The sequence below is a fragment of the Loktanella sp. 3ANDIMAR09 genome (genome assembly GCF_001420005.1).
Classification (GTDB): Bacteria; Pseudomonadota; Alphaproteobacteria; order Rhodobacterales; family Rhodobacteraceae; genus Loktanella.
Window position 1 is genome coordinate 356,833 of the sequence record NZ_LJAK01000002.1, and the last position, 26,879, is coordinate 383,711.

Annotated in this window: 27 protein-coding genes and 1 pseudogene; 22 read left to right on the forward strand and 6 right to left on the reverse strand. The window is 63.2% G+C overall.

All coding sequences use genetic code 11. From position 1 onward, the window contains the following. Positions 1-9: 9 nt before the first annotated feature. Together AN189_RS04635 and AN189_RS04640 are read left to right on the forward strand one after the other, a co-directional pair. Positions 10-1,206, forward strand: coding sequence for an RSP_2647 family RNA methyltransferase (locus tag AN189_RS04635; RefSeq protein ID WP_172794855.1), 1,197 nt, complete (start codon positions 10-12; stop codon positions 1,204-1,206). Next, complete coding sequence (locus AN189_RS04640; RefSeq protein ID WP_056031742.1) at positions 1,203-1,745, forward strand: RSP_2648 family PIN domain-containing protein; 543 nt, start codon at positions 1,203-1,205, stop codon at positions 1,743-1,745. Before AN189_RS04635 ends, AN189_RS04640 begins: the two co-directional genes overlap by 4 nt. Here the strand turns inward: AN189_RS04640 and AN189_RS04645 are convergent. Genes AN189_RS04645 through ccmI form a run of 3 tightly spaced genes read right to left on the reverse strand, consistent with a single transcriptional unit; the run spans position 1,742 to position 3,632 of the window. Beyond that, positions 1,742-1,969 (reverse strand): DUF1289 domain-containing protein, encoded by a 228-nt coding sequence (locus tag AN189_RS04645; RefSeq protein WP_056031744.1) that lies wholly within the window; start codon positions 1,967-1,969, stop codon positions 1,742-1,744. The two genes, AN189_RS04640 and AN189_RS04645, sit on opposite strands and share 4 nt — an antisense overlap. Further along, positions 1,966-2,442 carry a Holliday junction resolvase RuvX gene (gene ruvX, locus AN189_RS04650; protein ID WP_056031747.1) on the reverse strand — a complete coding sequence of 159 codons (477 nt, stop codon included), beginning with the start codon at positions 2,440-2,442 and terminating at the stop codon, positions 1,966-1,968. Before ruvX ends, AN189_RS04645 begins: the two co-directional genes overlap by 4 nt. Next, positions 2,439-3,632 carry a c-type cytochrome biogenesis protein CcmI gene (gene ccmI, locus AN189_RS04655; protein WP_056031749.1) on the reverse strand — a complete coding sequence of 398 codons (1,194 nt, stop codon included), beginning with the start codon at positions 3,630-3,632 and terminating at the stop codon, positions 2,439-2,441. Before ccmI ends, ruvX begins: the two co-directional genes overlap by 4 nt. Positions 3,633-3,800: 168 nt before the next feature. On the opposite strand from ccmI, the gene AN189_RS04660 reads away from it, so the two are divergent. The 9 genes and pseudogenes from AN189_RS04660 to rarD all read left to right on the forward strand — a co-directional run. After that, a complete protein-coding gene (locus tag AN189_RS04660) occupies positions 3,801-5,045 on the forward strand; it encodes a sarcosine oxidase subunit beta family protein (RefSeq protein ID WP_056032150.1) in 1,245 nt (414 codons plus the stop codon). Positions 5,046-5,059: 14 nt separating this feature from the next. Beyond that, a complete protein-coding gene (locus tag AN189_RS04665; RefSeq protein WP_056031752.1) occupies positions 5,060-5,365 on the forward strand; it encodes a sarcosine oxidase subunit delta in 306 nt (101 codons plus the stop codon). Further along, the gene (locus AN189_RS04670; RefSeq protein WP_056031755.1) at positions 5,362-8,367 is read left to right on the forward strand and encodes a sarcosine oxidase subunit alpha family protein; all 3,006 of its coding nucleotides are present in this window, start codon (positions 5,362-5,364) and stop codon (positions 8,365-8,367) included. Before AN189_RS04665 ends, AN189_RS04670 begins: the two co-directional genes overlap by 4 nt. Beyond that, positions 8,360-8,935, forward strand: coding sequence for a sarcosine oxidase subunit gamma (locus tag AN189_RS04675; protein ID WP_056031758.1), 576 nt, complete (start codon positions 8,360-8,362; stop codon positions 8,933-8,935). Before AN189_RS04670 ends, AN189_RS04675 begins: the two co-directional genes overlap by 8 nt. Before the next feature lie 81 nt (positions 8,936-9,016). Continuing rightward, positions 9,017-9,616 (forward strand): superoxide dismutase, encoded by a 600-nt coding sequence (locus tag AN189_RS04680; RefSeq protein WP_056031762.1) that lies wholly within the window; start codon positions 9,017-9,019, stop codon positions 9,614-9,616. A gap of 56 nt (positions 9,617-9,672) precedes the next feature. Next, positions 9,673-10,653 carry a threonine/serine dehydratase gene (locus AN189_RS04685; RefSeq protein WP_253279548.1) on the forward strand — a complete coding sequence of 327 codons (981 nt, stop codon included), beginning with the start codon at positions 9,673-9,675 and terminating at the stop codon, positions 10,651-10,653. Between the two features lie 63 nt (positions 10,654-10,716). After that, positions 10,717-10,938: a hypothetical protein gene (locus AN189_RS04690; RefSeq protein ID WP_056031765.1), complete on the forward strand. Its 222-nt coding sequence runs from the start codon at positions 10,717-10,719 to the stop codon at positions 10,936-10,938. Next, entirely contained in the window at positions 10,931-11,383 is a 453-nt protein-coding gene (locus AN189_RS04695; RefSeq protein WP_056031768.1) for a host attachment family protein, read from the forward strand. The genes AN189_RS04690 and AN189_RS04695 overlap by 8 nt, the downstream gene beginning before the upstream one ends. 107 nt (positions 11,384-11,490) lie before the next feature. After that, a pseudogene (gene rarD, locus AN189_RS04700) lies at positions 11,491-12,189 on the forward strand (EamA family transporter RarD); the annotation flags it as partial. Between the two features lie 73 nt (positions 12,190-12,262). Here rarD and AN189_RS18700 read toward each other — a convergent pair. Then, a complete protein-coding gene (locus AN189_RS18700) occupies positions 12,263-12,892 on the reverse strand; it encodes a TIGR00730 family Rossman fold protein (RefSeq protein ID WP_083484260.1) in 630 nt (209 codons plus the stop codon). A gap of 96 nt (positions 12,893-12,988) precedes the next feature. Between AN189_RS18700 and AN189_RS04705 the strand changes: the two genes are divergently transcribed. The 7 genes from AN189_RS04705 (at position 12,989) to der (ending at position 21,299) form a co-directional block, all read left to right on the forward strand. Next, complete coding sequence (locus tag AN189_RS04705) at positions 12,989-14,086, forward strand: LysM peptidoglycan-binding domain-containing protein (protein ID WP_157057377.1); 1,098 nt, start codon at positions 12,989-12,991, stop codon at positions 14,084-14,086. 57 nt (positions 14,087-14,143) lie between these two features. Beyond that, positions 14,144-15,970, forward strand: coding sequence for an ABC transporter ATP-binding protein/permease (locus AN189_RS04710; RefSeq protein ID WP_056031774.1), 1,827 nt, complete (start codon positions 14,144-14,146; stop codon positions 15,968-15,970). Further along, complete coding sequence (locus tag AN189_RS04715; protein WP_056031776.1) at positions 15,967-16,305, forward strand: hypothetical protein; 339 nt, start codon at positions 15,967-15,969, stop codon at positions 16,303-16,305. The genes AN189_RS04710 and AN189_RS04715 overlap by 4 nt, the downstream gene beginning before the upstream one ends. 100 nt (positions 16,306-16,405) lie before the next feature. Further along, the gene (locus AN189_RS04720) at positions 16,406-17,611 is read left to right on the forward strand and encodes a multidrug effflux MFS transporter (protein ID WP_056031779.1); all 1,206 of its coding nucleotides are present in this window, start codon (positions 16,406-16,408) and stop codon (positions 17,609-17,611) included. Between the two features lie 187 nt (positions 17,612-17,798). After that, positions 17,799-18,461: a hypothetical protein gene (locus AN189_RS04725; RefSeq protein WP_056032157.1), complete on the forward strand. Its 663-nt coding sequence runs from the start codon at positions 17,799-17,801 to the stop codon at positions 18,459-18,461. A 20-nt stretch (positions 18,462-18,481) separates the two neighbouring features. Continuing rightward, positions 18,482-19,783 carry a PQQ-like beta-propeller repeat protein gene (locus tag AN189_RS04730; RefSeq protein WP_253279550.1) on the forward strand — a complete coding sequence of 434 codons (1,302 nt, stop codon included), beginning with the start codon at positions 18,482-18,484 and terminating at the stop codon, positions 19,781-19,783. 49 nt (positions 19,784-19,832) lie between these two features. After that, the gene (gene der, locus AN189_RS04735; RefSeq protein WP_056031785.1) at positions 19,833-21,299 is read left to right on the forward strand and encodes a ribosome biogenesis GTPase Der; all 1,467 of its coding nucleotides are present in this window, start codon (positions 19,833-19,835) and stop codon (positions 21,297-21,299) included. Between the two features lie 3 nt (positions 21,300-21,302). On the opposite strand, the gene AN189_RS04740 is transcribed toward der, so the two are convergent. Then, on the reverse strand, positions 21,303-22,013 hold the full coding sequence (locus AN189_RS04740) for a hypothetical protein (RefSeq protein ID WP_056032160.1): 711 nt from the start codon (positions 22,011-22,013) through the stop codon (positions 21,303-21,305). Between the two features lie 40 nt (positions 22,014-22,053). After that, positions 22,054-23,346 (reverse strand): serine--tRNA ligase, encoded by a 1,293-nt coding sequence (serS, locus tag AN189_RS04745; RefSeq protein ID WP_056031788.1) that lies wholly within the window; start codon positions 23,344-23,346, stop codon positions 22,054-22,056. 258 nt (positions 23,347-23,604) lie between these two features. Between serS and yajC the strand changes: the two genes are divergently transcribed. The 4 genes from yajC to AN189_RS04765 are packed head-to-tail and all read left to right on the forward strand — an operon-like array spanning position 23,605 to position 26,877. Then, entirely contained in the window at positions 23,605-23,886 is a 282-nt protein-coding gene (gene yajC / locus AN189_RS04750; RefSeq protein WP_056031791.1) for a preprotein translocase subunit YajC, read from the forward strand. Between the two features lie 33 nt (positions 23,887-23,919). Next, a complete protein-coding gene (gene secD / locus AN189_RS04755; protein ID WP_056031794.1) occupies positions 23,920-25,548 on the forward strand; it encodes a protein translocase subunit SecD in 1,629 nt (542 codons plus the stop codon). A gap of 4 nt (positions 25,549-25,552) precedes the next feature. Then, positions 25,553-26,524 (forward strand): protein translocase subunit SecF, encoded by a 972-nt coding sequence (gene secF / locus AN189_RS04760; RefSeq protein WP_056031798.1) that lies wholly within the window; start codon positions 25,553-25,555, stop codon positions 26,522-26,524. Then, complete coding sequence (locus tag AN189_RS04765; protein WP_056031800.1) at positions 26,524-26,877, forward strand: Mth938-like domain-containing protein; 354 nt, start codon at positions 26,524-26,526, stop codon at positions 26,875-26,877. The genes secF and AN189_RS04765 overlap by 1 nt, the downstream gene beginning before the upstream one ends. Positions 26,878-26,879 lie beyond the last annotated feature (2 nt).

Consider the following 26,879-nt stretch of genomic DNA (forward strand, 5'->3'; position numbering starts at 1 on the left):
GGGATGTGCATGACAGATGCACCATACCCCACCGTGAGAATGCTGCCCAAGGGCGATGCCCGTGCCGTCCGGCACGGGTTTCCTTGGGTTTACGCCAATGAACTGGTCACCGACCGTCGCACCCGCGGGCTGGCCCCCGGATCGCTGGCCGTGCTCGAGGATGCGAACCGCGTGCCGCTGGGCCTTGTTGCGGTCAATCCCAATTCCAAGATCATCTGCCGGATGCTGGACCGCGACCCGGACGCCGTGATCGACGTTGACTGGTTTGCCGCCCGCCTGACCCGCGCATTGGCCCACCGTGCGCGGCTGTTCGATCAGCCGTTCTACCGGCTGATCCACGCCGAGGCGGATGGCCTGCCCGGTGTCGTCATCGATCGCTTTGGTGATCATGCGGTGATCCAGCCAAACGCCGCCTGGGCCGACACGCTGATCGCCCCGCTGGCAGAGGCCCTGGCGCGCGTGACGGGCGTGACCACGATCCTGATGAACGCATCCGGCCGCGCCCGCACGCTGGAGGGTCTGGAGGACCGGTCAGGCACCCTGCTGGGCGAAACCCCGACTGCTGCCGTGCCGGTGCAGATGAACGGGGCTACCTATATGGCCGACCTGACAGGCGGTCAGAAAACCGGGTTGTTCTACGATCAGCGCCCGAACCACGCCTTTGTCGCCGGATTGGCGCGGGATGCGCGCGTGCTGGATGTGTTTGCGCATGTGGGTGGTTTCGGGCTGGCGGCGTTGGCGCAGGGTGCAGCATCGGCACTGGCGGTGGACGGGTCCGATCCTGCGTTGAGCCTCGCACGGCAGGGCGCTGACGCGATGGGCGTGGCTGACAGGTTTGAAACCCGCAAGGGGGATGCCTTTGACGTGATGGCTGCCCTGGCCGAAGAGGGCGCGCAGTTCGATGTGGTCATCTGCGACCCGCCCGCCTTTGCGCCGTCGAAATCCGCATTGGAACCGGGCTTGCGCGCCTATGAACGTGTGGCAAAGCTGGCCGCGCCACTGGTCGCTGATGGCGGGTATTTGACGCTGTGTTCGTGCAGTCACGCAGCCGATCTGACAAAATTCCGCAACGCATCCGCGCGCGGCATTGGCCGGGCCGGACGGCGCGGGCAGATCGTGCACACGGGCTTTGCCGGGCCGGATCATCCGTTGCTGCCGCATCTGGCAGAAAGCGGCTACCTCAAGGCTGTCACGTTTCGTTTATGAGGCTGCTGCTGGACGCCTGCGTTCTGTATCCGACCGTCATGCGCGCCATGCTGATGGGCTGTGCGGACGCGGGCCTGTTCCAGCCGCGCTGGTCCGACCGCATCCTCGAGGAATGGGCGCGCGCCACGCTGAAACTGGGGCCAGAGGCCGAGGTCTTTGCCCGGAGCGAGATCGCCATGCTGCGCGCGCGCCATCCAGCGGCAGAGGTCCGTTACCCGGCCGAGATGCTGCGACAGCTGTGGCTGCCGGACCCTGACGATATCCATGTCCTTGCCGCGGCCGTGGCGGGCCATTGCGACGGAATCGTGACGGTCAACGCCAAGGATTTTCCCGGCAACCTCTTGGCCGAAGAAGGGCTGTTCCGGTCAGACCCCGACGGGCTGCTGTTGCGTCTGCACGATGAACATCCTGACATTGTCGCAGGCGTCGGGGGCAGGGTGCTGACAGAGGCGAACCGCCTGTCGCCCGACCCGTGGACCATCCGCGCCCTGATGAAAAAGGCGCGTCTGCCACGCATTGGCAAACGACTGATGGGTTAGCGCAGACGTCCAGCGCGCCCGCCACGGCGCTGGGTCAATTGCCCACGGCGGCCGGGCAATTCATCCATGATGACGCGGCGCACCTCTGGCGTCATCGACGACCAGCTGCCGATTTCGTCGATGCTGCGCAGACACCCCGTGCACAGGCGGCTCTTGGGTTCGATCACACAGACCTTGGTGCAGGGGCTGTCGATCTCGTCGCGTTTCCAGATGCGATCACTCATGCTTGGTGCCTCACATGGGTCATACGGTCCAGCACGCCTTGCAGGATATAGGCTGCCGCCACGTGGTCGATGACCTGCGCGCGTTTTGCCCGCGATGTGTCCGCCTCGATCAGCGCGCGTTCGGCGGCAACCGTGGACAGACGTTCGTCCCAGAACGTGATTGGCAGATCGGTCAGACGTTCCAGATTGCGGGCAAAGGCGCGGGTGGCCTGACAGCGCGGCCCCTCGCTGCCGTCCATGTTCAGCGGCAGGCCCAGCACCATCCCGCCGATCTGGCGTTTTTCACAAAATTCCAACAGCTTGGCGGCATCCAGTCCGAATTTCTTGCGCCTGATCGTCTCGACCGGGGTGGCCACGCCGCGCAGCACGTCAGAGGCCGCAAGCCCGATTGTCACGGTCCCCAGATCCAGACCCGCAAGCGCCCCCATCGGCGGCACCGCAGCGGTGAAATCAGCGATATCGGCGCAGATCATTCCGCGACACCCGCGCCTTGTGCGGCGGCGCGCAGCGTTTCGATCGCCTCGGGGTTATTTGCGAATGCACGCTGTGCTTCGGCCCAGACTTCTGCGGCGGCGGTGGTTTCACCCAACACACCATAGGCTGAAATCAGGCGCGCCCAGTCGGTCGCCGGCCCACCCTGAGAGCCAAGCCGTTCTGCCAACTGGTTGACCATGCCGCCGATCATGGCGTTCCGGTCCTCTTCAGACATGTCATCGGCGGCGGCGATATCGGCGGGGCTGGGGCCGGGGCGTTCGGGCAGGCTGTATTCGACACCCGCACGCCGGGCCGCGTCTTCGATCTGGCTGCGTGCCATGTCGGCGTGAAACCCGGTTTCACCGCTTTCGACCAGCGGCCGCCAGATGCGGAACGCGGTGTCCGCACGCCCGATCTGGTAATACAGCGCACCCATGAAATAGCGGCCCGGCACATTGGCCGGGTCACGGGCAAGGATGGCCTCGGTCACGGCCTCTGCCTCGGGTGAGATGATGCCGTCGGCGGCAATCACCAGCAGATCGGCCTGCCGTTCCAGATCGGCCAATGGGACATCTTCGCCTTGAAGGGCGACAACGCGCGCCTGCGCACGGGCTGCGGCCCCGAAATTGCCCAGCTGCGATTCGTGATAGGCGAGCAGAGTCCAGCCTTGCAGGTCGTCGGGACGGGTGGGCACGATGATGCGCAGTTGTTCGATCTGTTCGATATAATCGGTGGGGGCATCCACGGGCGCACGCGGCGGTGTCGCCGCCTCGAGCGCTGCCTGATCGGGGCGGTTCGCGCGCACTTCGTCAGCCATGGCCAGCCGCGCCGAGAGCGGTTGGTCCGGCAGTCCCGGCGCGCCGATGGATGTGTAGATCCACGCGCCAAGGCCGGCCAGCATCGCCAGAGTCGCAATTGCAACGCCGCGGTTCACAGTCACCGAGGCGTTTCCGGTTTTGCGGATCGCGCGTGACGCAAGCAGCAAACGGCGCGAAATCTCGGTACGGGCGCGGTCCGCCTCTTCGGGAATCAGCACGCCGCGGGCCACGTCGCGGTCGACCTCTTCCAGTTGTCCCTTGTAGATCGCAAGGTCTTGCGATTCCTCGGGCAGGGGATCGGAACGCATCAATGGGACCGCAACATAGGCGGCCACACACAGGGTCATCAGGATACAGATCAGCCAAAACATGCAGCCTATCTAGCGATGCCACCACAGACTTGCCAGAGGGACCCGCGCCCTGCGGCGCTGGCGCGCAGGGGAATGTCGCAAACTTGGCCTCACTTGCCGCTGTTGATGACGTAAGTTAAGCCGCTTGGGTCCAAACCCCAGATGGACACCAGCGCAAAGAGGTCCCTGTTGAAACGCTATTCTGCCTTTGCCGTGGCCCGAGAGGCCTTTCGCCAGCATACCGGATGGACGCGCGCCTGGGGTCAGGCCGAGCCAAAGTCGCAATATGACGTGATCGTCGTGGGCGCAGGTGGGCATGGTCTGGCGACCGCCTACTACCTGGGCAAGAATTTCGGAATCACCAATGTCGCCGTGCTGGAAAAGGGCTGGCTGGGTGGCGGCAACACGGGCCGCAACACCACGATCATCCGGTCGAACTACCTGCAGGACCCGTCTGCCGCGATCTATGAAAAATCGCGCAGCCTGTACGAAACCATGAGCCAGGACCTGAACTACAACGTGATGTTCAGTCCGCGCGGCGTGATGATGCTGGCGCAGACACAGCACGAAATCCGTGGGTATCAGCGCACGGCCCATGCCAACAGCCTGCAGGGTGTCACGACCGAATGGATCAGCCCGGAGCGGGTCAAGGAATTGTGCCCCATCATGAATATCGACGGGCCGCGCTATCCGGTGCTGGGTGCCTTGTGGCAGGCCCGTGGCGGCACGGCGCGCCATGATGCGGTCGCCTGGGGCTATGCCCGCGCCTGCGCCGACATGGGCATGGATATCATCCAGCAATGCGAGGTGACGGGTGTGCAGACAAATGGTGGCAAGGTCACCGGGGTCAGCACCACGCGCGGCGACATCAAGTGCAACAAGCTTGCCATGGTGGTCGCAGGCCACGCCTCGGTGCTGGCACAAAAGGCCGGTTTCCAGCTGCCCATCGAATCCGTCGCCCTTCAGGCGCTGGTGTCAGAGCCGATCAAACCCTGCATGGACGTGGTCGTGATGGCCAACACGGTGCACGGCTACCTGTCGCAATCGGACAAGGGCGAGATGGTCATCGGGGGCGGCACGGATGGCTACAACAACTACACCCAGCGCGGGTCTTTTCATCATATCGAGGAAACCGTGCGCGCGCTGGTCGAGACTTTTCCAATCCTGGGGCGGTTGAAAATGCTGCGCCAATGGGGTGGCATCGTGGATGTGACGGGCGACCGGTCCCCCATTTTGTCGGCCACACCCGTCGAAGGCGTGTTTGTCAATTGCGGCTGGGGCACGGGCGGGTTCAAGGCGATCCCGGGGTCCGGCTGGGCCATGGCCGAACTGGTGGCCAAGGGGCATTCGCCGCTGACCGAGGAATTCACCATGCACCGTTTCCGGCACGGCAAATTCATCGACGAAAGCGTCGCCGCCGGTGTGGCGCATTAAGAGGGCATTGTAACATGTTGATTTTGAACTGCCCTTATTGTGGTCGCGACGTGGACGAAACCGATCTGCACGCCGGTGGCGAGGCGCATCTGAAACGCTTTGGCCCCGGATCATCGGACGACGAATTCGAACATTACCTGTTCATGCGCGAAAACCCCAAGGGGGTCCATTTTGAACGGTGGCGGCATGTCTATGGCTGCGGCAAGTGGTTTCTGGCCGCCCGCAACACCGCGACGTTGCAGGTTTACGGGACCTATTCCGCACAGACCACCGAACCCCCACAGCACATTCTGGACGCGATCAAAGAGGCGCAGGCATGAGACTGACCAACCACGGCCGCCTGATCGCCAAGAACCGGCCGGTGCATTTCACCTTCAACGGCAAGCGGATGCGCGGCTATCGCGGCGATACGCTGGCATCCGCGCTCTTGGCCAACGACCAGATCCTGCTGGGCCGGTCGTTCAAATATCACCGCCCGCGCGGGCTGGTCGCCTCTGGCGCAGAGGAACCCAACGCGCTGGTCGAACTGGGGCGGGGCGACCGGCAGGAACCCAACCACCGGGTGACACAGGTCGAACTGATCGACGGGCTGGTGGCGCGGTCGCAAAACCACTGGCCCAGCCTGGAATTCGACGTGGGCGTCATCAATTCCAAACTGTCGCGTTTCTTGCCCGCCGGGTTTTATTACAAGACCTTCATCCAGCCGCGCGCCTTCTGGAAACACGTCTATGAGCCGATCATCCGCAAATCCGCCGGGCTTGGTGCGGCACCGGAAACAGCGGATGACCATAGCTACGAACACTTTAACATCACCGTGGATGTGCTTGTTATTGGTGGTGGAATTTCAGGTCTGGCTGCGACCTTGGCTGCGGCGCGCGCAGGTGCACGGGTGCTGTTGGTTGAACAGACCGCCGCCTGGGGCGGCCGCGCCACGGTGGATCAGCCACGTATCGACGGCCAGGACGCGCAGGACTGGATCGACGACACGTTGGCCGCGCTTGCGACCATGCCCAACGTGACGCTGCGCAATCGCACGCAGGGTGCGGGCGTCTATGACCACGGCTATGCGCTGTGCAACGAACAATTGACCGACCACCTGACGCAATCCGACGGGCCGCGGCAGCGCCTGTGGCGCGTGCGTGCGGGCCAGATCATCACAGCCACGGGCGCGATCGAGCGGCCTTTGTCCTTTGCTTACAATGACGTGCCGGGCGTTTTGATGGCGTCGGCACTGCGGGACTACGTGGTGAACTACGGCGTGGCCGTGGGCGAACGCACGGTGCTGGTAACCAACAACGACGACGCCTATCGCACCGCCATTGCGCTGGTCGATGCGGGGCTAAGCGTGCCGGCCGTGCTGGATGCCCGCGCCGTTGCAGGTGGAGAGCTGGTCGAGCGTGCCCGCGCGCGCGGCATCCGGGTCGAGACAGGCAAGGCGATTGCGGCTGTTCAGGGTGGCAAGCGTGTCACGGGTGTCAGGGTCTGCGATCAGGTCGGTGACGGCACCGTGACCGAGGAAATCGCCTGCGATTGCGTGGCCATGTCGGGTGGTTGGTCGCCGGTGGTCCACCTGTGGTCGCACTGCGGCGGCAAGCTGATCTGGGACGACACGCAAGCCATGTTCCGCCCCGACCCAAATCGCCCGCCGCTGGGTGCGGACGGGGCGGGTTTCGTGCGCGCTGCGGGCACTGCGAATGGGCACCTTTATACAGCTGAATCCGTGGCGGACGGGTTCGCCGCCGGCAAACAGGCCGCCCGCGCCCTGGGCTTTGACAAAAAGGTCGGTGCCGTCCCGCAGGGCGATTGCGCCGTCGAAGACCCGATGGAACCCGTCTGGCTGATGCCGGCCAACGCATCCTATGACAAACGCGCCAAGATGTGGCTGGACTATCAGAACGACGTTAAGGTCACGGATGTGCAACTTGCCGCGCAAGAAGGCTTTGAAAGCGTCGAACACGCCAAGCGATACACCACGCTGGGAATGGCGACGGATCAGGGTAAGCTGAGCAATATCAATGGCCTTGCGACCCTTGCTGCGTCACTCGACAAGGCAATCCCGGAGGTCGGCACCACGACATTCAGGCCGCCCTATACGCCGCTGCCGCTGGCGGCGATCACGGGGGTTGCGCGCGATCATCTGTTCCAACCGGTGCGCAAGACGCCGATCTATGACTGGCACGACGACAACGGTGCCGATTTCGAACCCGTTGGCCAATGGCGCAGGCCCTACGCCTATCCGCGCGGGTCCGAGACGGTCCATGACGCCGTGATGCGCGAGGTGACGAACACCCGTGAGAACGTGGGTCTGCTGGACGCCAGCACATTGGGCAAGCTGATCGTCAAGGGTCCGGATGCGGGCAAATTCCTCGACATGATGTACACCAACATGATGTCGAACCTCGCTGTGGGCAAATGCCGTTACGGGCTGATGTGCAGCGAAAACGGTTTTCTGATCGACGACGGTGTCGTGGCGCGAATCGACGATGACACATGGCTGTGCCACACGACCACCGGCGGTGCGGACCGCATCCATGCCCATATGGAGGACTGGTTGCAGTGCGAATGGTGGGACTGGCAGGTCTATGTCGCCAATGTGACCGAGCAATACGCCCAGTTCGCGGTTGTCGGACCCAAGGCGCGGCGTCTGTTGCAGACCATCGGCGGCATGACCCTGACCAAGGACGCCTTGCCGTTCATGCAGTGGACCGAAGGCCGCCTGGGCGATTTCGACGCCCGTGTGTTCCGCATCAGTTTCAGTGGCGAACTCTCCTACGAGGTCGCCGTGCCGGCATCGCAGGGGCCTGCATTCTGGGATGCCTTGCTGGCGGCCGGAGAGCCGCTTGGCGTCATGCCCTATGGAACCGAGGCGCTGCACATCATGCGCGCCGAAAAGGGTTTCATCATGATCGGCGATGAAACCGACGGCACGGTCATCCCGCAGGACCTGAACCTGCACTGGGCCATCAGCAAGAAAAAGACCGACTTTCTGGGCAAACGCGGCCAGTTGCGCGACCACATGCAGGACCCGGGCCGCTGGAAACTGGTGGGGCTGGAAACGCTTGACGGGTCGGTCCTGGCCGATGGGGCCTATGCGCCCGAGGATGGCGCCAACGCCAACGGCCAACGCCGCGTGCAGGGGCGGGTGACGTCCACCTATCATTCGCCGACGCTGGGGCGGGGGATCGCCATGGGGCTGGTGCGCAACGGTCCCAACCGCATGGGCGAGGTCATCACCTTTACCAAAGAAGGCGGCGGCACGCAGGACGCGCGGATCGTTGATCCGGTGTTTTACGACAAGGACGGGGAAAAGCAGAATGTCTGAACGTGTCAGCGCCTTGCGCAACCGCGAAACGGGTGGGTCGGTGCAGGTCCGCGATGCTGGCCTGCGCGGCATGATCACCCTGCGCGGTGATCTGTCGAACGGCAAACTTGCCTCTGTCGTGAAATCGGTGACAGGGTTGAAGCTGCCCGCCTGCAACGGCGTCGTGCAGGACGGCGACACGGGCATCGCCTGGATGTCCCCCGACGAACTGCTGGTCATGGTCGCATATGACGATGTCCCAGAGGCGCTGGACAAGATCGCCAAGGCCCTGTCGGGCCAGCACCATCTGGCGGTGAACGTGTCTGACGCGCGCAGCGTGATGCTGCTGCAGGGGTCTTTTGTTCGCGAGGTTGTCGCCAAACTGGCCCCTGTCGATCTGCATCCTGATGTCTGGCAGCCCGGCCAGATCATCCGGTCCCGGCTGGGGCAGGTCGCGGCGGCCTTTTGGCTGGTGGATGAGGCGACGGTGCAGGTCATCTGTTTCAGGTCGGTTGCGGATTATGCCTTTGATCTGTTGGCCGCCTCGGCCAAGGCGGGGCCGGTCGGGCATTTTGCGCGTGGAACTTAACCCCCGCGCATGGGTTGACCCCGCAGCGAAACGCGCTCTTATCTGACGCGTCAAAGACCAAGAGAATAAAGGGGACCACCCATGGCTTTCGAACTTCCTGATCTGCCCTATGCCCACGACGCACTGGCGTCCAAGGGGATGTCTGCGGAAACGCTGGAATACCACCACGACAAGCACCACAATGCCTATGCGACCAAGACCACCGATCTGGTCAAGGGCAGCGCATGGGAAGGCAAGTCGATCGACGAGATCGTCAAGGGCACATTCGATGCCAGCTCTGTCACGCAGTCCGGCCTGTTCGACAATGCGTCGCAGTACTGGAACCACTGCCAGTTCTGGGAAATGATGTCGCCCGGCGACAGCAAGATGCCCGGCGAGCTGGAAAAGGCGATCACCGAAAGCTTTGGTTCCACCGACAAGTTCATGGACGAATTCAAGGCCAAGGGTGCCGGTCAGTTCGGGTCCGGCTGGGTCTGGCTGGTCAAGGATACCGACGGCAGCCTGAAGGTCACGAACACCGCCAACGGCATCAATCCGCTGTGCTACAACCAGACCGCGCTGCTGGGCTGTGATGTGTGGGAACACGCCTATTACATCGACCACCGCAACGCGCGCCCGGCCTATCTGGACAACTTCCTGAACGAGCTGGTGAACTGGGAAAACGTCGCAAGCCGGATGTAATCCGGACTTGTGTTGATCTATCAGGGGCCTGTGTAGACCGCACGGGCCCCTTTTTCATGGAAGATGCAATGCACGGACCGACCCGAGACCAGATTTCAGACGCGCGTGACGTGACAAGGGACGCGCTGATCCGCACCCCCGTTCTGGCGCTGCGTTCTGCCCGGTGGGACGCGATCCTGCCACAGGCGGCCAGTGTCACGGTCAAACTGGAATTGTTTCAGCAGGCTGGCAGTTTCAAATCGCGCGGGGTCTATCTGGGGATCCGTCAACTGACCCCAGATCAGCGTGCGGCAGGTGTCGTGGCCGCATCGGGCGGCAATCATGCGCTGGCCGTCAGTTGGGCGGCACAGGCCGCGGGCGTGGCTGCACGTATCGCCATGCCGCGCACGGTTGACCCGCTGCGGATCGACGGTTGCCGGGCCCTGGGGGCAGAGGTGTCGTTGCACGAGGACATGCCAGCCGCATTCGCCGAAATGGACCGCGTCGTGACCGAAGAAGGGCGCGCGATCATGCATCCCTTCGAAGGCGCACATATGACACTGGGTGCGGCAGTCTGCGGGGACGAGTATCTGGATCAGGCACCGCAAATCGACACGCTGGTCGTGCCGGTGGGGGGTGGCGGCCTGATCAGCGGCATGGCCACGGCAGCGAAACGGCGCAATCCAGCAATCCAGGTGATCGGCGTGGAACCTGTGGGTGCCGACAGCATGACCCGTTCGCTGGCCGCGGGGCATCCGGTCCGGCTGGACCGGATCGACACGATCGCCGACAGTCTGAGCGCGCCGATGGCGATGCCTCTGTCCTTTGCCGCGACGCAGGCGCATGTCGACCGCATGGTGCATGTGACCGACGATCAGATGCGTGCGGCGATGGGGCACTACATGGATGTGTTGCGGATACTGGCGGAACCCGCCTGTGCGGCCTCGCTCGCCGCGATTTGCGGTCCGTTGCGCGACGATCTGGCGGGGCGGCATGTGGGAATCATCGCCTGCGGGTCGAACATTTCGCTAGAGCGCTATCAGCAGATTCTGTCCTGATTTCGGAACTTTGTCTGCGTCCCCTCGTTGACCTTGTGAAAACAAGAAAGCGAGGAATTTCAAATGGCAGAACGTCAGAAATCCAGCGATGGTCGCTCTGAAACGTCCGAACTGATCGGTGAACCCGGTGATGCCCCCACGGCGTCCGGAACCGATGGCGGCGCACTGGCCCGCCGGGTCGGCAAGCGCGACGAAGAAGAGCGCGTCACCAAGAGCCCCGACACGCATACCGATGCGCAGAAGTCAGACAAGATCGCAACAGGAACGGATACGCGCAATGACTAAGATCAAGAATGGCACATGGGTCGTCGTGGCCGACGGTGAAAAAGCATTGTTCCTGCGCAACATCACGGACGGCGAGAACCCCAACCTCGAGGTGATCCGTAAGGAAGAACAGGACAACCCCAAGGACATCGACCAATCCGCCAACCGACCCGGTCGTGTCGGCCAGAGTGCGAACCCCGGCAAGAGCGCCTATGACGACACCGACTGGCACGAACTGGCCAAGGATCGTTTCGCCGCCGATCTGGCCGACATGCTCTATGCGCGGGCGCACAAGGGCCAGTTCGACAGTATCGTGCTGGTGGCGTCACCGCATATCCTGGGCGAGCTGCGCGACCAGCTTCATCAGGAGGTCACGCAAAAGGTCATCGGCGAGATCGACAAGACGCTGACCAATCATACCGTCGGCGACATTGAAAAGATCGTGAAATCAGACCTCGCGGCCTGAACGATCGGGTTGCAGAAACAGGGCCGTCCTAGCCGGGGCGGCCTTTTGCTTGCGCAGGTCCATGATTGTCGTCAGTCATGGCGGCATCAGCAAAGGGAACCCGTGTCATGGTCAAGGGAATATCCGCATTGGTGCTGGCCTGCACGGTCTGGGGCCTGTCGCCGCTTTTCTACTGGCTGTTGTCGGACATTCCCCCGCTGGAGGTGCTGAGTTATCGCACGCTTTGGTCACTGGTCTTTTTTGCCGGGTTGCTGGCGGTGCAGGGTCGGTTGCACCGGGTGGGGCAGGCGTTGCGTGATCCGCGCACGCAGATGATCCTGATCGCGGCCAGCGTGATGATTTCCGTTAACTGGTTTGGTTTCATCTGGTCGATCTCGCAGGGCAACGGGCTCGAGGCGTCGCTGGGTTACTACATCTTTCCGCTGGTGTCCGTGGTGCTGGGGGCCGTCTTTTTCGGAGAACGGCTGGGGCGTGCCCAGTTGGCCGCGGTGGTGCTGGCCGCTGTTGCGGTCAGCGTTCTGACATTGGGGCTGGGTGTGCCGCCCTGGATCGCATTGTTGCTGGCGGGCACCTTTGGCGCCTATGGCGTGCTGAAAAAGCGGCTGTCGCTGGGGGCCGTCACATCCGTTACCGCAGAGGTCGCGATCATCGCGCCGCTGGCGATCGGCTGGCTGGCACTGCGCGGCACGACATGGCCGGGGCAGGGTGCGGATCTGGGGACACATGCCCTGCTGATGCTGTCGGGTCCGCTGACCGGGCTGCCGCTGATCCTGTTTTCATACGCAACACAGCACGTGCGACTGTCCACGGTGGGGATTGTGCAATACCTCAACCCGTCGCTGCAATTTGCCTGTGCCGTCCTGTTTTTCGGAAACCTGATCACGCCATGGCACGGGATTGCGTTTCCGCTGATCTGGGCTGCGCTGGTGATCTATTCGGTCGCCGCATACCGTCAGGACAGGGCGCGGCGCAGGGCGCCTCGGCGGCGGCGGTGCTGTCGACGACGGTCACGTAATCGCGGGTGTCCTGACCTGCAAAGCCCTGTGCCACGACGTGATCCAGCAAATGCACCAGCGCATCCCAGTAGCCGGCCACGTTCACGACGATGATGGGTTTGTCGTGCAGGCCCAATTGCCGCCAGGTCAGTACCTCGAAAAATTCGTCCAGTGATCCCGCACCGCCCGGCAGCACGATCACGGCGTTGGCGTTCATCAGCATGACCTTTTTGCGTTCATGCATGGTTTCGGTCACGACAAAGGTATCCAGATCCCGTTTGCCGACCTCCCAGTCCAGCAGATGCTGCGGGATGACCCCCATGGTGGCACCGCCCGCCGTTTGTGCTGACCGCGCGACGCGCCCCATCAAGCCTACATCACCCGCCCCGTAGACCAGACGCCATCCGTTCGCGGCGAGCATCTGGCCGGTTGCCTCGGCTGCGGTGGCAAAGGCCGGGTCATGGCCGTCCCGGCTGCCGCAATAGACACAGATGGAATGGGTGACTGATGCCATTTGACGCCTCTTGGTGTTGCAGGCTTTGACGTGGGCCAAACCCTTGTTAATGTGCCACAGCCTGCGCGGATGGCGCATATTTGGCAAGGGATGCAGATGGCCAGCAACAATGCGAAACTCTTTGGCGGTGCCGCAGGTGCCGTGGTGCTCGCTCTGGTTGTGGTGTGGATGTTTCCCTCTGCCCCAGTGGACGTGGCAACGGTGTCTGACGCTCCGCAGGTGGCGGTGTCTGACAATGTTGCGCCAGTCGCGCCGGCAAAACCTGCGCAGGTGACAAGCGTCGATACATTCCTGCTGGGCCCTGACGGTGTTGCGGTGGTGGCCGGACGGGCCAAACCCAACGCAGAGGTCACGCTGATGCTGGACGGCGTCGCGGTTGGTCAGGCGCGTTCCGATGCCAGCGGCGCATTTGCCGGCACGGCCGAAATTGCGTCAGCCGATCAGACCCGCGCGCTGACGTTCGAGGTTGATGGTGCTGCGGCAGGCGGGGATACGATTCTGGTGCAGGCCGGGACGGGCGGTCCTGCGGCTGTTGTGGACGTTGACACACAAACGGCACAGGTCGCAGAACCTGCGATGCCGCCCGTGGAGCAGGACCCCGTGGCCCAAGAAACCTTGACCCAGGAAACCTTGGCCCAAGACAGCGGCGTGCAGGCGGACCCACCGGCCGCGAACATCATCGTGACGGCAGATGGCGCGCGTGTGGCACCCAACGCAGCCCCCAGCGCGCAGGTCGCGCTGGATGCCATCACCTATGACGACAGCGGCGAGGTCCAGCTTGCGGGGCGTGCGCCGCAGGACGGCAACCTGCGGGTCTATCTGGACAATGCGCCGGTCAGCGATGCGCCGGTCAGTGGTGCTGGTGATTTCCGGATCGCGCTGCCCGATGTCGCGGCGGGCACCTATACGCTGCGCATCGACGAAATCGCGGCAGATGGCACCGTCGCCAGCCGGGTCGAAACCCCGTTCCAAAAGGAAGATCCCGCCGCGATCCGCGCGCTGCGTGATGACGCACAGACGGTGCAGCAGATTGCCACCAGCACCGTGCAACCGGGGGCGAGCCTGTGGGCGATTGCGACCGACCGTTTCGGGGACGGGCGGATGTACGTCGCCGTATTCGAGGCCAACCGCGACCAGATCCGCGATCCCGATCTGATCTATCCCGGACAGGTGTTTGTCATTCCCGACATGTAGCCCCTGACATTCCGGGGGCGGGCGGCTACGAATGGGGTTCACTGATACGGGATCCCCATGCGCAGACTGACCAAAACCGACAGCAATTTCGATCCCGACGCCCGCATTCAGGGCATGGCCGTCATCCGCCGGGTCATTCCCTACCTGTGGCCCGCAGGCGAGGCCGGGATCAAACGGCGCGTCGTCGCTGCCATCACCGTGCTGTTGCTGGCCAAGGTCATCGCGGTCGGTACACCGTTTTTCTACAAGGCCGCAGTCGATACCCTGTCCGGCGAGGTGCGCGATGACGCGCTGCTGATCGGCTTTGGTGCGGTCGCACTGACGGTCATCTATGGCGTCTCGCGTCTGGGGAACGTCGGGCTGCAACAGCTGCGCGACGTGATCTTTACCCCCGTGGGACAACGGGCGCTGCGTGCGCTGGCGCTGGAAACCTTTACCCACATTCACCGGCTGTCGATGCGGTATCACATCACGCGCAAGACGGGCGGTCTGTCCCGCGTGATGGAACGCGGGGTCAAGGGCGTCGATTTCCTGCTGCGGTTCCTGCTGTTCAGTATCGGTCCGCTGCTGCTGGAACTGCTGATGATTTCGGTCGTGCTCTTTTTCCTGTTCGACGTGTGGTATCTGGTCGTCGTGGTCGGCACGATCGTGCTGTATGTCGCCTTTACGTTTCGGGTGACGGAATGGCGGGTCAAGATCCGCAAGGTGATGAACGAACAGGACACCGACGCCAACCAAAAGGCGATCGACAGCCTGCTGAATTTCGAGACGGTCAAATACTTTGGTGCCGAACGCTGGGAGGCGGGGCGTTACGACAACGCGATGCGCCAATACGAGGCGGCGGCGGTCAAGACGAACTATTCGCTGGCGTTTCTGAATTTCGGCCAGTCGCTGATCATCACCACGGGGCTGGTTCTGGTCATGGTCATGGCCGCCATCGGTGCGGCCAATGGCACCCTGACCGTTGGCGATTTCGTCATGGTCAATGCCTATATGATCCAGATCACCATGCCGCTGAATTTCCTTGGCACGGTTTACCGTGAAATCCGGCAGGCGCTGATCGACATGGGTGACATGTTCGACCTGCTGGAACAGCCCGCCGAGGTGACGGACAAACCCGGTGCCGCGGCCCTGCGCGTGCAGGGCGGGCACGTGGAACTGCGCGACGTGCATTTTGGCTACGATGCCGCGCGTCCGATCCTCAAGGGGGTGAACCTCGATATCGCGCCGGGCCAGACGGTGGCCATCGTGGGCTCGTCGGGGTCGGGCAAATCGACCATCGGGCGGCTGCTGTTCCGGTTCTATGATGTGACCGGTGGTGCCGTGCTGATCGACGGTCAGGACGTGCGCGACGTGACACAGGACAGTCTGCACGCGCAGATCGGTGTCGTCCCGCAGGACACGGTGCTGTTCAACGACACGATCCACTACAACATCGCCTACGGGCGTCCCGGCGCGACCGAGGCCGAAATCCGGGAGGCCGCCCGCGCAGCCAAGATCCATGATTTCATCATGGACCTGCCCAATGGATATGAAACGACCGTGGGCGAACGGGGCCTGAAGCTGTCGGGGGGTGAAAAACAGCGGGTCGGCATCGCGCGGACCTTGTTGAAAAACCCCCCGATCCTGCTGCTGGACGAGGCGACGAGCGCGCTGGACACCGACACCGAGCGAGAGATCCAGTCGGAACTGCGGGCCATGGGGCAGGGGCGCACCGTGCTGACCATCGCGCACCGGCTGTCCACGATTCAGGACGCAGACCGGATCGTGGTGCTTGAAAACTGGGAAATCGTCGAACAGGGCGATCATGATGCGCTGCTGGCACAGGCAGGGCGCTATGCGCAGCTGTGGAACAGACAGTCCGAAGAAGACGACGCCGCGTGACAGGTCGCGATTACCCCACGACCCCGGACGGGCGGTATTTCGTGGCAAAGGGGCGATTGTGGCGCAAGACGAACCCGGCACTGGACGACACCACGCGCCGCGCCGCGATCAAACGGCTGATGCAGGCGCGCCGCGCCGTGGGTCAGGCCGCCACCCCCGAGGCCGTGGCGACCGCCCGCGCCGCTGTCGATGCGGCAAAGCGTGATCTGGGCGAACGCGGTCCGGTCTGGTGGGACGACGGGGCCCCCGACCAGGGCGGCAAACACCCTCGCAACACGTCCTATGCCGCATGGTGGTCCGGGCTGAGCGATGCGGCGCGTGACGCGGCCCAATAGCTGTGCGCAAATGTGGGGGGACGTTGCGCGGTCACTGCGGATTGTCCATACGGCGGCCCGGGGCTAGGTCCTCGGCCAAATAAAACGAAAGACTGACACCATGACCTTGTTTCGCGCCGCCCTCGTGCTGGGCCTATTGTCTGCGGTCGGCCCGTTTGCCATCGACCTCTATCTGCCCGCGATGCCGCAACTGGCCGCGTCGCTGGGCATCGACGAGGCGGGCGCGCAGCTGACACTGACCGCCTATTTCGTGACATTCGGTCTGGCGCAGTTGTTCTACGGTCCCTGGTCGGATCAGTCGGGGCGCAAGATGCCGCTCTATGCAGGTCTGACCCTGTTCATCATCGGCAGCGTCGGTTGTGCGGTGGCCCCCGACATCGGCTGGTTGCTGGCCGCGCGGGCGCTTCAGGGTGTCGGGGCGGCAGTGCTGATGGTGGTGCCCCGCGCCATCATCCGCGACATGCACACCGGCACGCAGGCGACCAAGCTGATGGCGCTGGTGATGCTGGTCATTTCCGTCTCGCCGATGCTGGCACCGCTGGTCGGTACGGCCCTGGTGCAATTGGGCGACTGGCGCCTGTTGTTCTGGGCGCTCAGCGGTGTGGCGATCCTGTCGCTGGTGCTGACGGGCACGGCGCTGCCGGAAACGCTGGCACGCGCTGACCGTCAACCGATCAATCTGCGCTCGCTCTGGGCCGGGTCCAAGGTGCTGTTGTCTGACCCCGCCTTTATGGGGCTGACGCTGATCGGCGGCTTTGGCATGGCCAGTTTCTTTGTCTTTATCGCCAATGCATCCTTTGTCTATCAGGGGCAGTTCGGCCTGACATCGACCGGGTTTTCGCTGGCCTTTGCCATCAACGCGCTGGGGTTCTTTGGTGCCAGTCAGGTCGCGGGACCACTGGGCGCCCGTGTCGGTATCGTGCGGCTGATGGGGTTCGGCGTGTTCGGGTTTGCGGGTTTCACGGTGGCGCTGATGCTGCTGGCCCTGTCGGGTGCGGCCAGCCTCTATGTGATTGTCGGCATGTTGTTCTGTGCCAACGCCTGTCTGGGCGTCGTCATTCCGACCTCGATGGTGGTCGCACTGGAGGCGCATGGTCGCATCGCGGGGCTGGCGTCGTCCTTGGGCGGCACGTTGCAGATGCTGACCGGCGGCGTGATGATCGCGATCACCTCGTTGTTCGTGGACGGCACGGCCTTGCCGATGATCGTGGCAATCGCGATGTGCGGTGTCGCGGCGCTGGTGCTCGCGCTTTTGACCCTGCGGCGCATCACCCTGGACCCCGCGACCCCGCCTGCGGTCAGCTGACCGCGCGGTAACAGCCTGATTGAAAACGGCGGGCGCATGGTCGGCCGTTTTCACGTTTGCGCCACGCGCTGCCACTTGCGGCGTCTGAACGGCGGGTTGGCCTTGGCAATGCGGTCTGCTTCACGTTATGTAGCCCGCAAATGTCGGTCTGGTGGAACAGGCCAGCCGATCTGCGGGGGAAGACAAGATGAGCGATACTGACAGCTTTATCAACGAGGTGACCGAAGAGGTCCGCCGCGACCGGCTGTATGGCCTGATGAAGCGTTATGGCTGGATTGCCATCCTGGGTGTCGTGCTGCTGGTCGGGGGTGCCGCCTGGATCGAATACACCAAGGCACGCGACATGGCAGCGGCACAGGCCAAGGGCGATGCCGTGCTGGCCGCATTGGAAGAGGACGATCCCGCCGCCCGCGCGACAGCACTTGCGCAGGTCGAGGGGCAGGGCCCCGCCAGTGCCGTTGTCGACCTGCTGGAGGCCGCCACCCAACTGGAAAACGATGAGGCCGTCACTGCGACGCAAACCCTTCAGGCGCTGGCGCTGAATGGCGATGTGCCGCAGGTTTACCGCGATCTTGCGTCGTTCAAGGCGGCCGTGATCGGTGGCGAACTGGACATGGCGACCCGTCGTCAGACACTGGAAAACCTTGCGTCTCCCGGCCAACCGTTCAGCCTGCTGGCGCAGGAACAACTTGCGTTGATGGATCTGGCCGACGGTGACAGTGACGCCGCCGTGGCCAAGCTGACCGCGCTGATCGAGGACGCCGGTGCCACGCGAGGGTTGCGTGACCGCGCCCAAACATTAATGGTTGCGCTGGGGGCACCGCTGCCCGACACGATCCAGAGCGAATAAGAGCCAAAGGGGCAGATGCCGTGACAGCCAAGATTATCTGCGCCGGCCTTTTGGCCGTCATGACCCTGACAGCCTGCGGCGAGGACGACATCATTCTGCCCGGCGTGCGCGAACCGATCCGGCCCGGCAATGCCGAGGTGAATCAGGCGCTTCCGATCTCTTTTGCGGCCCCGCAGCTGAATAGCAGCTGGACCCATCGCAACGGCGACGCGGACCATATGTTCCCGCAGCCCGTGTTCTCGACCTCTCCGACACTTGCCTTTGGGGTGGATATCGGCGCGGGTGACAGCAAATCCGCACGGATCACCGCTGATCCGGTTGTGGCAGGCGGGATCGTCTACACGCTGGACGCGCTGTCGCGGGTGACGGCGACGACAACGGGGGGCGCAGCCGTCTGGTCCGTGGAACTGACGCCGCCGACCGACAGCCGCACGGATGCCTCCGGCGGTGGTCTGGCCTTTGGCGGCGGGCGGTTGTTCGTGACTACCGGTTTTGGTCGTCTGACCGCACTTGATCCGGCGACGGGCGGCACATTCTGGACGCAGGACCTGGATGCGCCCGGCACCTCTGCGCCGACTGTTTTTGGTGACCTGGTCTATGTCGTCAGCCGCGACAGCACGGGCTGGGCCATCGACACGGCCGATGGGCGCATCCGCTACCAGTTGGGCGGTATCCCGTCGGTGTCGTCCTTTTCCGGCGGCGCCGGGCCTGCGGTGACGTCCGATCTGGCTGTTTTCCCGTTCCCGTCCGGCGAGGTGGTCGGGGTGTTCCCGCAAGGCGGCATTCAGCGCTGGTCGCAGGTCATCTCTGGTGACCGCGTGGGCGAGGCCGTGGCCGCGATTTCGGATATTTCGGGCGATCCCGTGATTGACGGCGACCGTGTTTACGTGGGCAATTTCTCGGGCCGCACTGTGGCGCTGGACAAGGCGACCGGCGATCGGATCTGGACCGCAGAAGAAGGGGCCACCGGCCCGGTCTGGCCTGCGGGTGGGTCGCTGTTCATGGTCAATGACCTGAACCAGCTGATCCGTCTGGATGCTGACACGGGCACACCGATCTGGCGCGTGGCCCTGCCTGACTTTGTCGACAACGGCGGTTGGTTGCGCAGCAAGCGGACGGTTTTTGCCCATTACGGGCCGATCATGGCGGGTAACCGGCTGGTCGTTGCATCCTCTGACGGCCAGTTGCGGTCGTTCGATCCGCGTTCCGGTGCGCTGATGTCGTCCATCGCCATTCCCGGCGGTGCCGCATCGACCCCGGCGATTGCCAATGGTGTTTTGTACGTGGTCAACAAGGATGGTCAACTGCTGGCTTTCCGTTGACGCAAGTCCGGTGTAAGACCCGGCACTTGATCTATCCGGAGTCGTCGCAATGACCTTTACACTTGCCCTTGTGGGCCGACCCAACGTGGGGAAATCCACGCTGTTCAACCGGCTGGTCGGCAAGAAGCTGGCACTGGTTGACGACCAACCCGGTGTGACGCGCGATCTGCGCGAGGGGCCGGGTCGCATTGCCGACATCAAGTTCACGGTGATCGACACCGCCGGTCTGGAAGAGGCGACGGACGAATCCCTTCAGGGTCGGATGCGTCGCCTGACGGAACGCGCCGTGGAAATGGCCGACGTCTGCCTGTTCATGATCGACGCGCGTGCCGGGGTGCTGCCCGCGGACGAGGTTTTCGCCGATATCCTGCGGCGCAAGAATGCGAACGTGATCCTTGCGGCCAACAAAGGCGAGGGCAAGGCCGCGGATGCGACCATCCTCGAGGCCTATGCACTGGGGTTGGGCGAGCCGATCCGCCTGTCCGCCGAACACGGCGAGGGCATGGGCGAGCTGATGGATGCGCTACGCCCCCTGTCCGAAGCATTTGCCGAACGGGACAAGCGTGACGCCCCTGAAACCGACATCGACATCGACGCGGATTCCGAGGATGACGACGACGCCGTGCGGGTGCCGACGCGGACGCGCCCGCTTCAGATTGCGGTTGTGGGACGGCCCAACGCCGGTAAATCCACCCTGATCAACAAGATCATCGGAGAGGACCGTCTGCTGACCGGCCCAGAGGCAGGCATCACGCGCGACGCCATTTCGGTCCAGACCGATTGGGGCGGTGTCCCGATGCGGATATTCGACACCGCCGGCATGCGCAAAAAGGCGCGTATCAACGAAAAACTGGAAAAACTGTCGGTCAGTGACGGCCTGCGTGCGGTGAAATTTGCCGAGGTCGTGATCGTGTTGCTGGACGTGGATATCCCCTTTGAACAGCAGGACCTGCGGATCGCAGACCTTGCCGAACGCGAGGGGCGTGCCGTTGTCATCGGTGTCAACAAATGGGACGTCGAAGAGGACAAGCAGGACAAACTGCGCGAACTCAAAGAGGAATTCACCCGTCTGCTGCCGCAGCTGCGCGGTGCGCCGCTGGTGACGGTTTCGGCCAAGACGGGCAAGGGGCTGGACCGGCTGCAACAGGCCGTGATGCGGGTCTACGAAACCTGGAACCGCCGTGTGACCACGGCGCAGCTGAACCGCTGGCTGACAGGTATGCTTGAACAGCACCCGCCACCCGCACCGGGTGGCAAGCGGATCAAGATGCGCTATGCCACGCAGGTGAAAACGCGCCCGCCGGGGTTCGTTGTGATGACGTCGCATCCCGACCTCGTGCCGGCCAGCTACAACCGGTATCTGGTCAATGGCCTGCGCGAGGATTTCGACATGCCCGGCACGCCGATCCGGCTGACGCTGCGCGATCAGGGTGACAAGAACCCCTACAAGGATCGCAAGTCGTCCCAGCCGTCACGTCTGTCAAAGCACAAGAAAAAGCCGGGCAGCGACCGCTGACCGTCAGGTTGCCGGGGCGCGGGGAAACCAGACAGCCATCACGCAGATCAGAACAACGATCCCGGTGATGGCTGTTGCCGTGATCAGGAACCGATCAAAACCGTTGTTCACGCAGACACCGATCAGCGCCCAGATGATTGCCAGCAGATAGACCGGCGCAGGCTGCCTGCGATAGACGAACATGGCCACGACCAGCGCGCCGATGATGCCGACAAAGGCCCAGCCGTAGGCACCAAACCCGATGCCATAGCCCGCCAGCACGGTGGCCAGCGACACGAAACTCGCCGCCGTCAACCACCCTGCATAAAGCGCGACAGGCCCGCGAAAGGTCCAGCGCGTCAGCGGGGGGCTGCTGATGAGTGCGGCAATCGCAAAGCCCAGCATGATCCAGATCATGACCGTGGCCCAAACCGCGCTTTGGTTCGCAACCCACAGCCATGGCACACCCACGGCGAGGCTGGCGCACAGCGGCTTGCGGGCTGTGTCCCACGTCGGATCATTGCGCGTTTTCCACAGGCCGTAGATCGCGGATGCGGTCAACCACAGATAGATCGGCCCCCAGATCGCAAAGGCATAACCCGCAGGCTGAACCGGCGGGTTGATCTGCGGGATGGGCAGCTGGTCGGACTGGAACCCGCTGAACGAGGAAAAGAGCGGCGACAGCGCAAAGGCCAGCGTCAGGATCAGCGTCAGGGGGGCGAGTGATTTGTTCATGCTATCCAACGCGGCGCGGACTGCAAAGGTTGCAGTCAAACTAGACCAGAACGCCGTTCTCGCTAATCTGTGATTTCCCGCCCAGATAGCCGTGCAGCACTGCCGGCAGATGCACCGAACCGTCGGCCTGCTGCCCGTTTTCCAAAACGGCGATCAGTGTGCGGCCGACGGCCAGACCGGACCCGTTGAGCGTGTGAACAAACGCAGGCTTGCCGCCGTCGGTGGGTTTGAACCGCGCGTTCATGCGCCGGGCCTGATAGTCGCCACAGGTCGAGATGCTCGAAATTTCGCGATAGGCGTTCTGACCGGGCAGCCACACTTCGATGTCATGGGTGCGCCGTGCGCCGGCGCCCATGTCACCTGCACACAGCACGACCGTCCGGTAGGGCAGTTCGAGTTTGTCCAGGATGGTTTCCGCACAGCGGGTCATGCGCGCATGTTCCGCGTCGCTTTCGTCCGGATGGGTGATGGACACCATTTCGACCTTTTCGAACTGGTGCTGGCGCAACATGCCGCTGGTATCGCGACCGGCGCTTCCGGCCTCGGACCGGAAACAGGGGGTATGCGCGACATAGCGCAGGGGCAGGGTCGCGCCGTCTACGGTGTCACCGTTCACCGTATTGGTCAGCGGCACCTCGGCAGTCGGGATCAGCCACCAGCCGTTTGTGGTCTGATAGCTGTCTTCGCCGAACTTCGGCAGCTGACCGGTGCCCACCATCATGTCCTCACGGACCATGACGGGGACATTGGCCTCGGTCAGGCCGTGTTCGTCGACATGTGTATCCAGCATGAACTGGGCCAGCGCGCGGTGAACACGGGCCACGGCCCCGGTCAGCATGACAAAACGGCTGCCGGACAGTTTCGCTGCGGTTTCAAAATCCATACCGCCTGCGACAGCGGGGATTTCGTAATGTTCGACCGGGGTGAAATCGAAATTGCGCGGCGCACCGCGGCGGTGAAGCTCGACGTTGTCGGCTTCGTCCACGCCGTCGGGAATATCGGCATAGGGCAGGTTGGGCAGACCCAGCAGGTGCGCGTTCAACTGCGCGTCCAGCTCCTTAGCCTTGGCGTTGAGGTCGGCAATTTGTGCCTTGCTGTCGGCCATCAGGGTGCGCAGACGCTGGAATTCGTCCTCGTCACCCTTGGCCTTGGCGGCACCGACCTGTTTGGCCGCCTGATTTGCGGCGGCCTGTGCGACCTCGGCCGCCTTGATGGCGGCGCGGCGGTCGGAATCGATTTGCAAGATGGCCTCGGACTGTGGCGCGACACCGCGCCGGGACAGGGCCGCGTCGAATCCGGCGGGGTCGTCACGGATCAGGCGAATATCATGCATGTCGGGTCCTCACTTGTGCTGCGCGCGGTATGCCCGATCACGCGACGATGGTGAAGGGGCTAGCGTGCAGCACCTGTCAGACCCGGGCAATATCGCGGTTTTCATCAAATTCGGGTCGCCACCCGGTTGGCGCATCCGGTCATCCTTACTATATCGCGGCGAGGCACAAGCGAGCCTGTTGCCATTGCGGCACCTCGCTTCTAGTGTGCCGCGACTTTGACCCCCGGTGCTTTGCGCCGCCAACCCTGAGGAGCCGCCATGGAAGGCATCGCATCCATCGTCCCGCTGTTTTTGATCTTTGGTATCATGTATTTCCTGCTGATCCGTCCGCAGCAGAAAAAGCTGAAGGAACATGCCGCCATGGTCAGCGCGCTGCGCCGCGGCGATCAGGTCATCACGCAGGGCGGTATCGTCGGCAAGGTGACGGCCGTGCGCGAGGCGGAAAAGGAACTGGAAGTCGAAATCGCCGCTGGCGTGAAAGTGCGCGTGATCCAGTCCACCATCGCGACCGTGATCAACAAGACCGAACCTGCCAAGTAAGCGACCGCGCTTGATGGCCAAGGGGGCCTGTCCATGCTGAATATCTCGCCGTTCCGGCAAGCGTTGATCTGGCTCACGGTGACGGTGGGGCTGCTACTGGCCCTGCCGAACCTGTTCTACGACCGGGTTGAAACCTACAACGACGCGGTTGCGACCGGCGAAGACGCGACAGGCTGGCCATCGTTCCTGCCATCCAATCTGGTGAACCTTGGCCTTGACCTGCGGGGCGGTGCGCATCTGCTGGCAGAGGTGAACACCCCCGATGTCTACGCGTCCATCATGGACGCCACATGGCCCGAGGTGCGTGACGCATTGGCCGCCGAACGCGATACGGTCGGTTTCGTCACCCGCGAGGACAGCCCTGACGATATCCTTGTCGTGCGGATTTCCGAACCCGCCGGCGCGGCACGTGCCGCAGAAATCGTGCGCGGTCTGGCCCGCCCGATCCAGACCCTGACCGGTGCAGGATCAACCGACATCGAGGTCAGCACCAGCGGCCCCGTGCTGACGATCCAACTGTCGGACGCCGAAAAACAGGCGGTTGACGACCGCACGATGCAGCAAAGCCTCGAGATCATTCGCCGCCGCATCGACGAGGTCGGCACACGCGAACCCACGATCCAGCGTCAGGGCACCGACCGGATCCTGATCCAGGTGCCCGGTGTCGGGTCCAGCGCCGAGATCATCGAACTGATCGGAACAACGGCACAGCTGACATTCCAGCAGGTGATCGGCCCGGCAGGCGCAGACGCGACCCCCGGCGTGGGTCAGGAAATCCTGCCGTCCATCGACGAACCGGGGGTGTTCTATATCCTTGATTCCGTGCCGGTCGTCACCGGCGAGGAACTGGTCGATGCACAGCCCGCGTTCGACCAGAACGGTCGTCCGGCCGTCAATTTCCGGTTCAACGTATCCGGTGCACGCAAATTCGGTGATTATACGCTGGATCATATCGGCACGCAGTTCGCCATCGTCCTCGATTCCGAGGTCATCAGCGCCCCGGTGATCCAGTCCCATATTCCGGGCGGGTCCGGTATCATCACGGGTAATTTCACGGTCGAGGAATCGACCAACCTTGCCGTGTTGTTGCGTGCCGGTGCGCTTCCGGCCTCGCTTGAATTTCTGGAAGAACGCACGATTGGCCCCCAGCTGGGTCAGGACAGCATCGACGCAGGCCAACGGGCCGCGATGGTGGGCGGTCTGCTGGTCATCGTGTTCATGGGCATGACCTACGGCCTGTTCGGTATTTTCGCCAATATCGCGCTGATCGTGAACCTGGGCCTGATCTTTGGCGTATTGTCGCTGATCGGGGCGACCCTGACATTGCCGGGCATTGCGGGCATCGTGCTGACCGTCGGCATGGCCGTGGATGCCAACGTGCTGGTGTTCGAACGCATCCGCGAGGAGTTGAAAACTGCCAAGGGTCCCGCCCGTGCCATCGAGCTGGGATATGAACGCGCACTGTCTGCGATCATTGACGCCAACATCACGACGCTGATTACGGCAGGCATTCTGTATTGGCTGGGGTCTGGTCCCGTGCGCGGCTTTGCCGTCACGCTGGGGCTGGGCATCATCACGTCGGTGTTCACCGCCATTTTCGTCACGCGCGCGTTGATCGTGCTGTGGTTCTCGCGCAAGCGTCCCAAGACAATCGAGGTCTGATCCCATGCGTATGCGCCTGATCCCCGACGACACGAATATCAATTTCTTCAAATTCGCCAGCGTCACCTTTGGCGGCAGCATGGTGCTGCTGGTGCTGTCGATCGTGGCCTTCATGACCTTTGGCCTGAACTACGGGATCGATTTCCGTGGCGGCACGACGATCCGAACGGAAAGCACGCAGCCCGTCGATGTCAGCGCCTATCGGACTGCATTGGAGGCGTTGGAGCTGGGCGATGTCAGCATCACCGAGGTGTTTGACCCGACATTCCGCGCGGATCAATTCGTCGCATCCGTGCGTATTCAGGCGCAGGACGATGCGGAAAGCGTCGCGCAAAGCACCATTGACAGTGTCCGCACAGCCTTGCAGACCGTTGATCCCGAGGTCGACTTTACCTCTGTAGAGAGTGTCGGACCCAAGGTGTCCGGCGAACTCATTCGGTCGGCGGTCTTTGCTGTGATCGGTGCGCTGTCGGCAATCATCATCTACATCTGGCTGCGGTTCGAATGGCAATTTGCCGTCGGTGGCATCGTGGCGCTGGTCCATGATATCGGTCTGACCATCGGGTTGTTTTCGCTGCTGCAAATCCGGTTCGACCTCGCGATCATCGCGGCCCTGCTGACCATCGTCGGCTATTCGATCAACGATACGGTCGTGGTGTTCGACCGCGTGCGGGAAAACCTGCGCAAGTACAAGGTCATGCCGCTGGTCGATGTGCTGAACCTGTCCGCGAACGAAACCCTTGCGCGGACCATGATGACATCGGGCACGACGCTGCTGGCGCTCGTGGCACTGCTGGCGCTAGGTGGTGACGTGATCCGCGGGTTTGTTTTCGCCATTACCTGGGGCATCATTGTCGGCACCTATTCATCGATCTATGTGGCCAAGAACGTGGTGTTGATGCTGGGCGTCAAACGCGACTGGTCGAAAAAGAACCCCGCCACGGGCGGACGTTACGCGGATATCGAGGACAGCTGATGCGCCTGACCGAAATCACCTACGACAAATCCAAACCCGTCGACGGCTATGGCCCGGGGTTTTTCAGGATTGGCGGTCAGGTGATCGAGGGGCCTGTGACAGTTCTGCCGTCGGGCGTGGCCAGTTGGGGCGGTTTCGACGATGTCGCGACGCTGCTGGCCGAGGCGGACACGATCGACGTGCTGTTTGTCGGCACAGGGGCCGAGGTGGCGCATGCCCCCAAGGCCTTTCGCCAACAGCTTGAGGATGCAGGGGTCGGGCTGGACGTGATGGCGTCACCTGCGGCCTGCCGCACATTCAATATTTTGCTAAGCGAGGGGCGCCGCGTCGCCCTTGCGCTGATTCCGGTCTGATC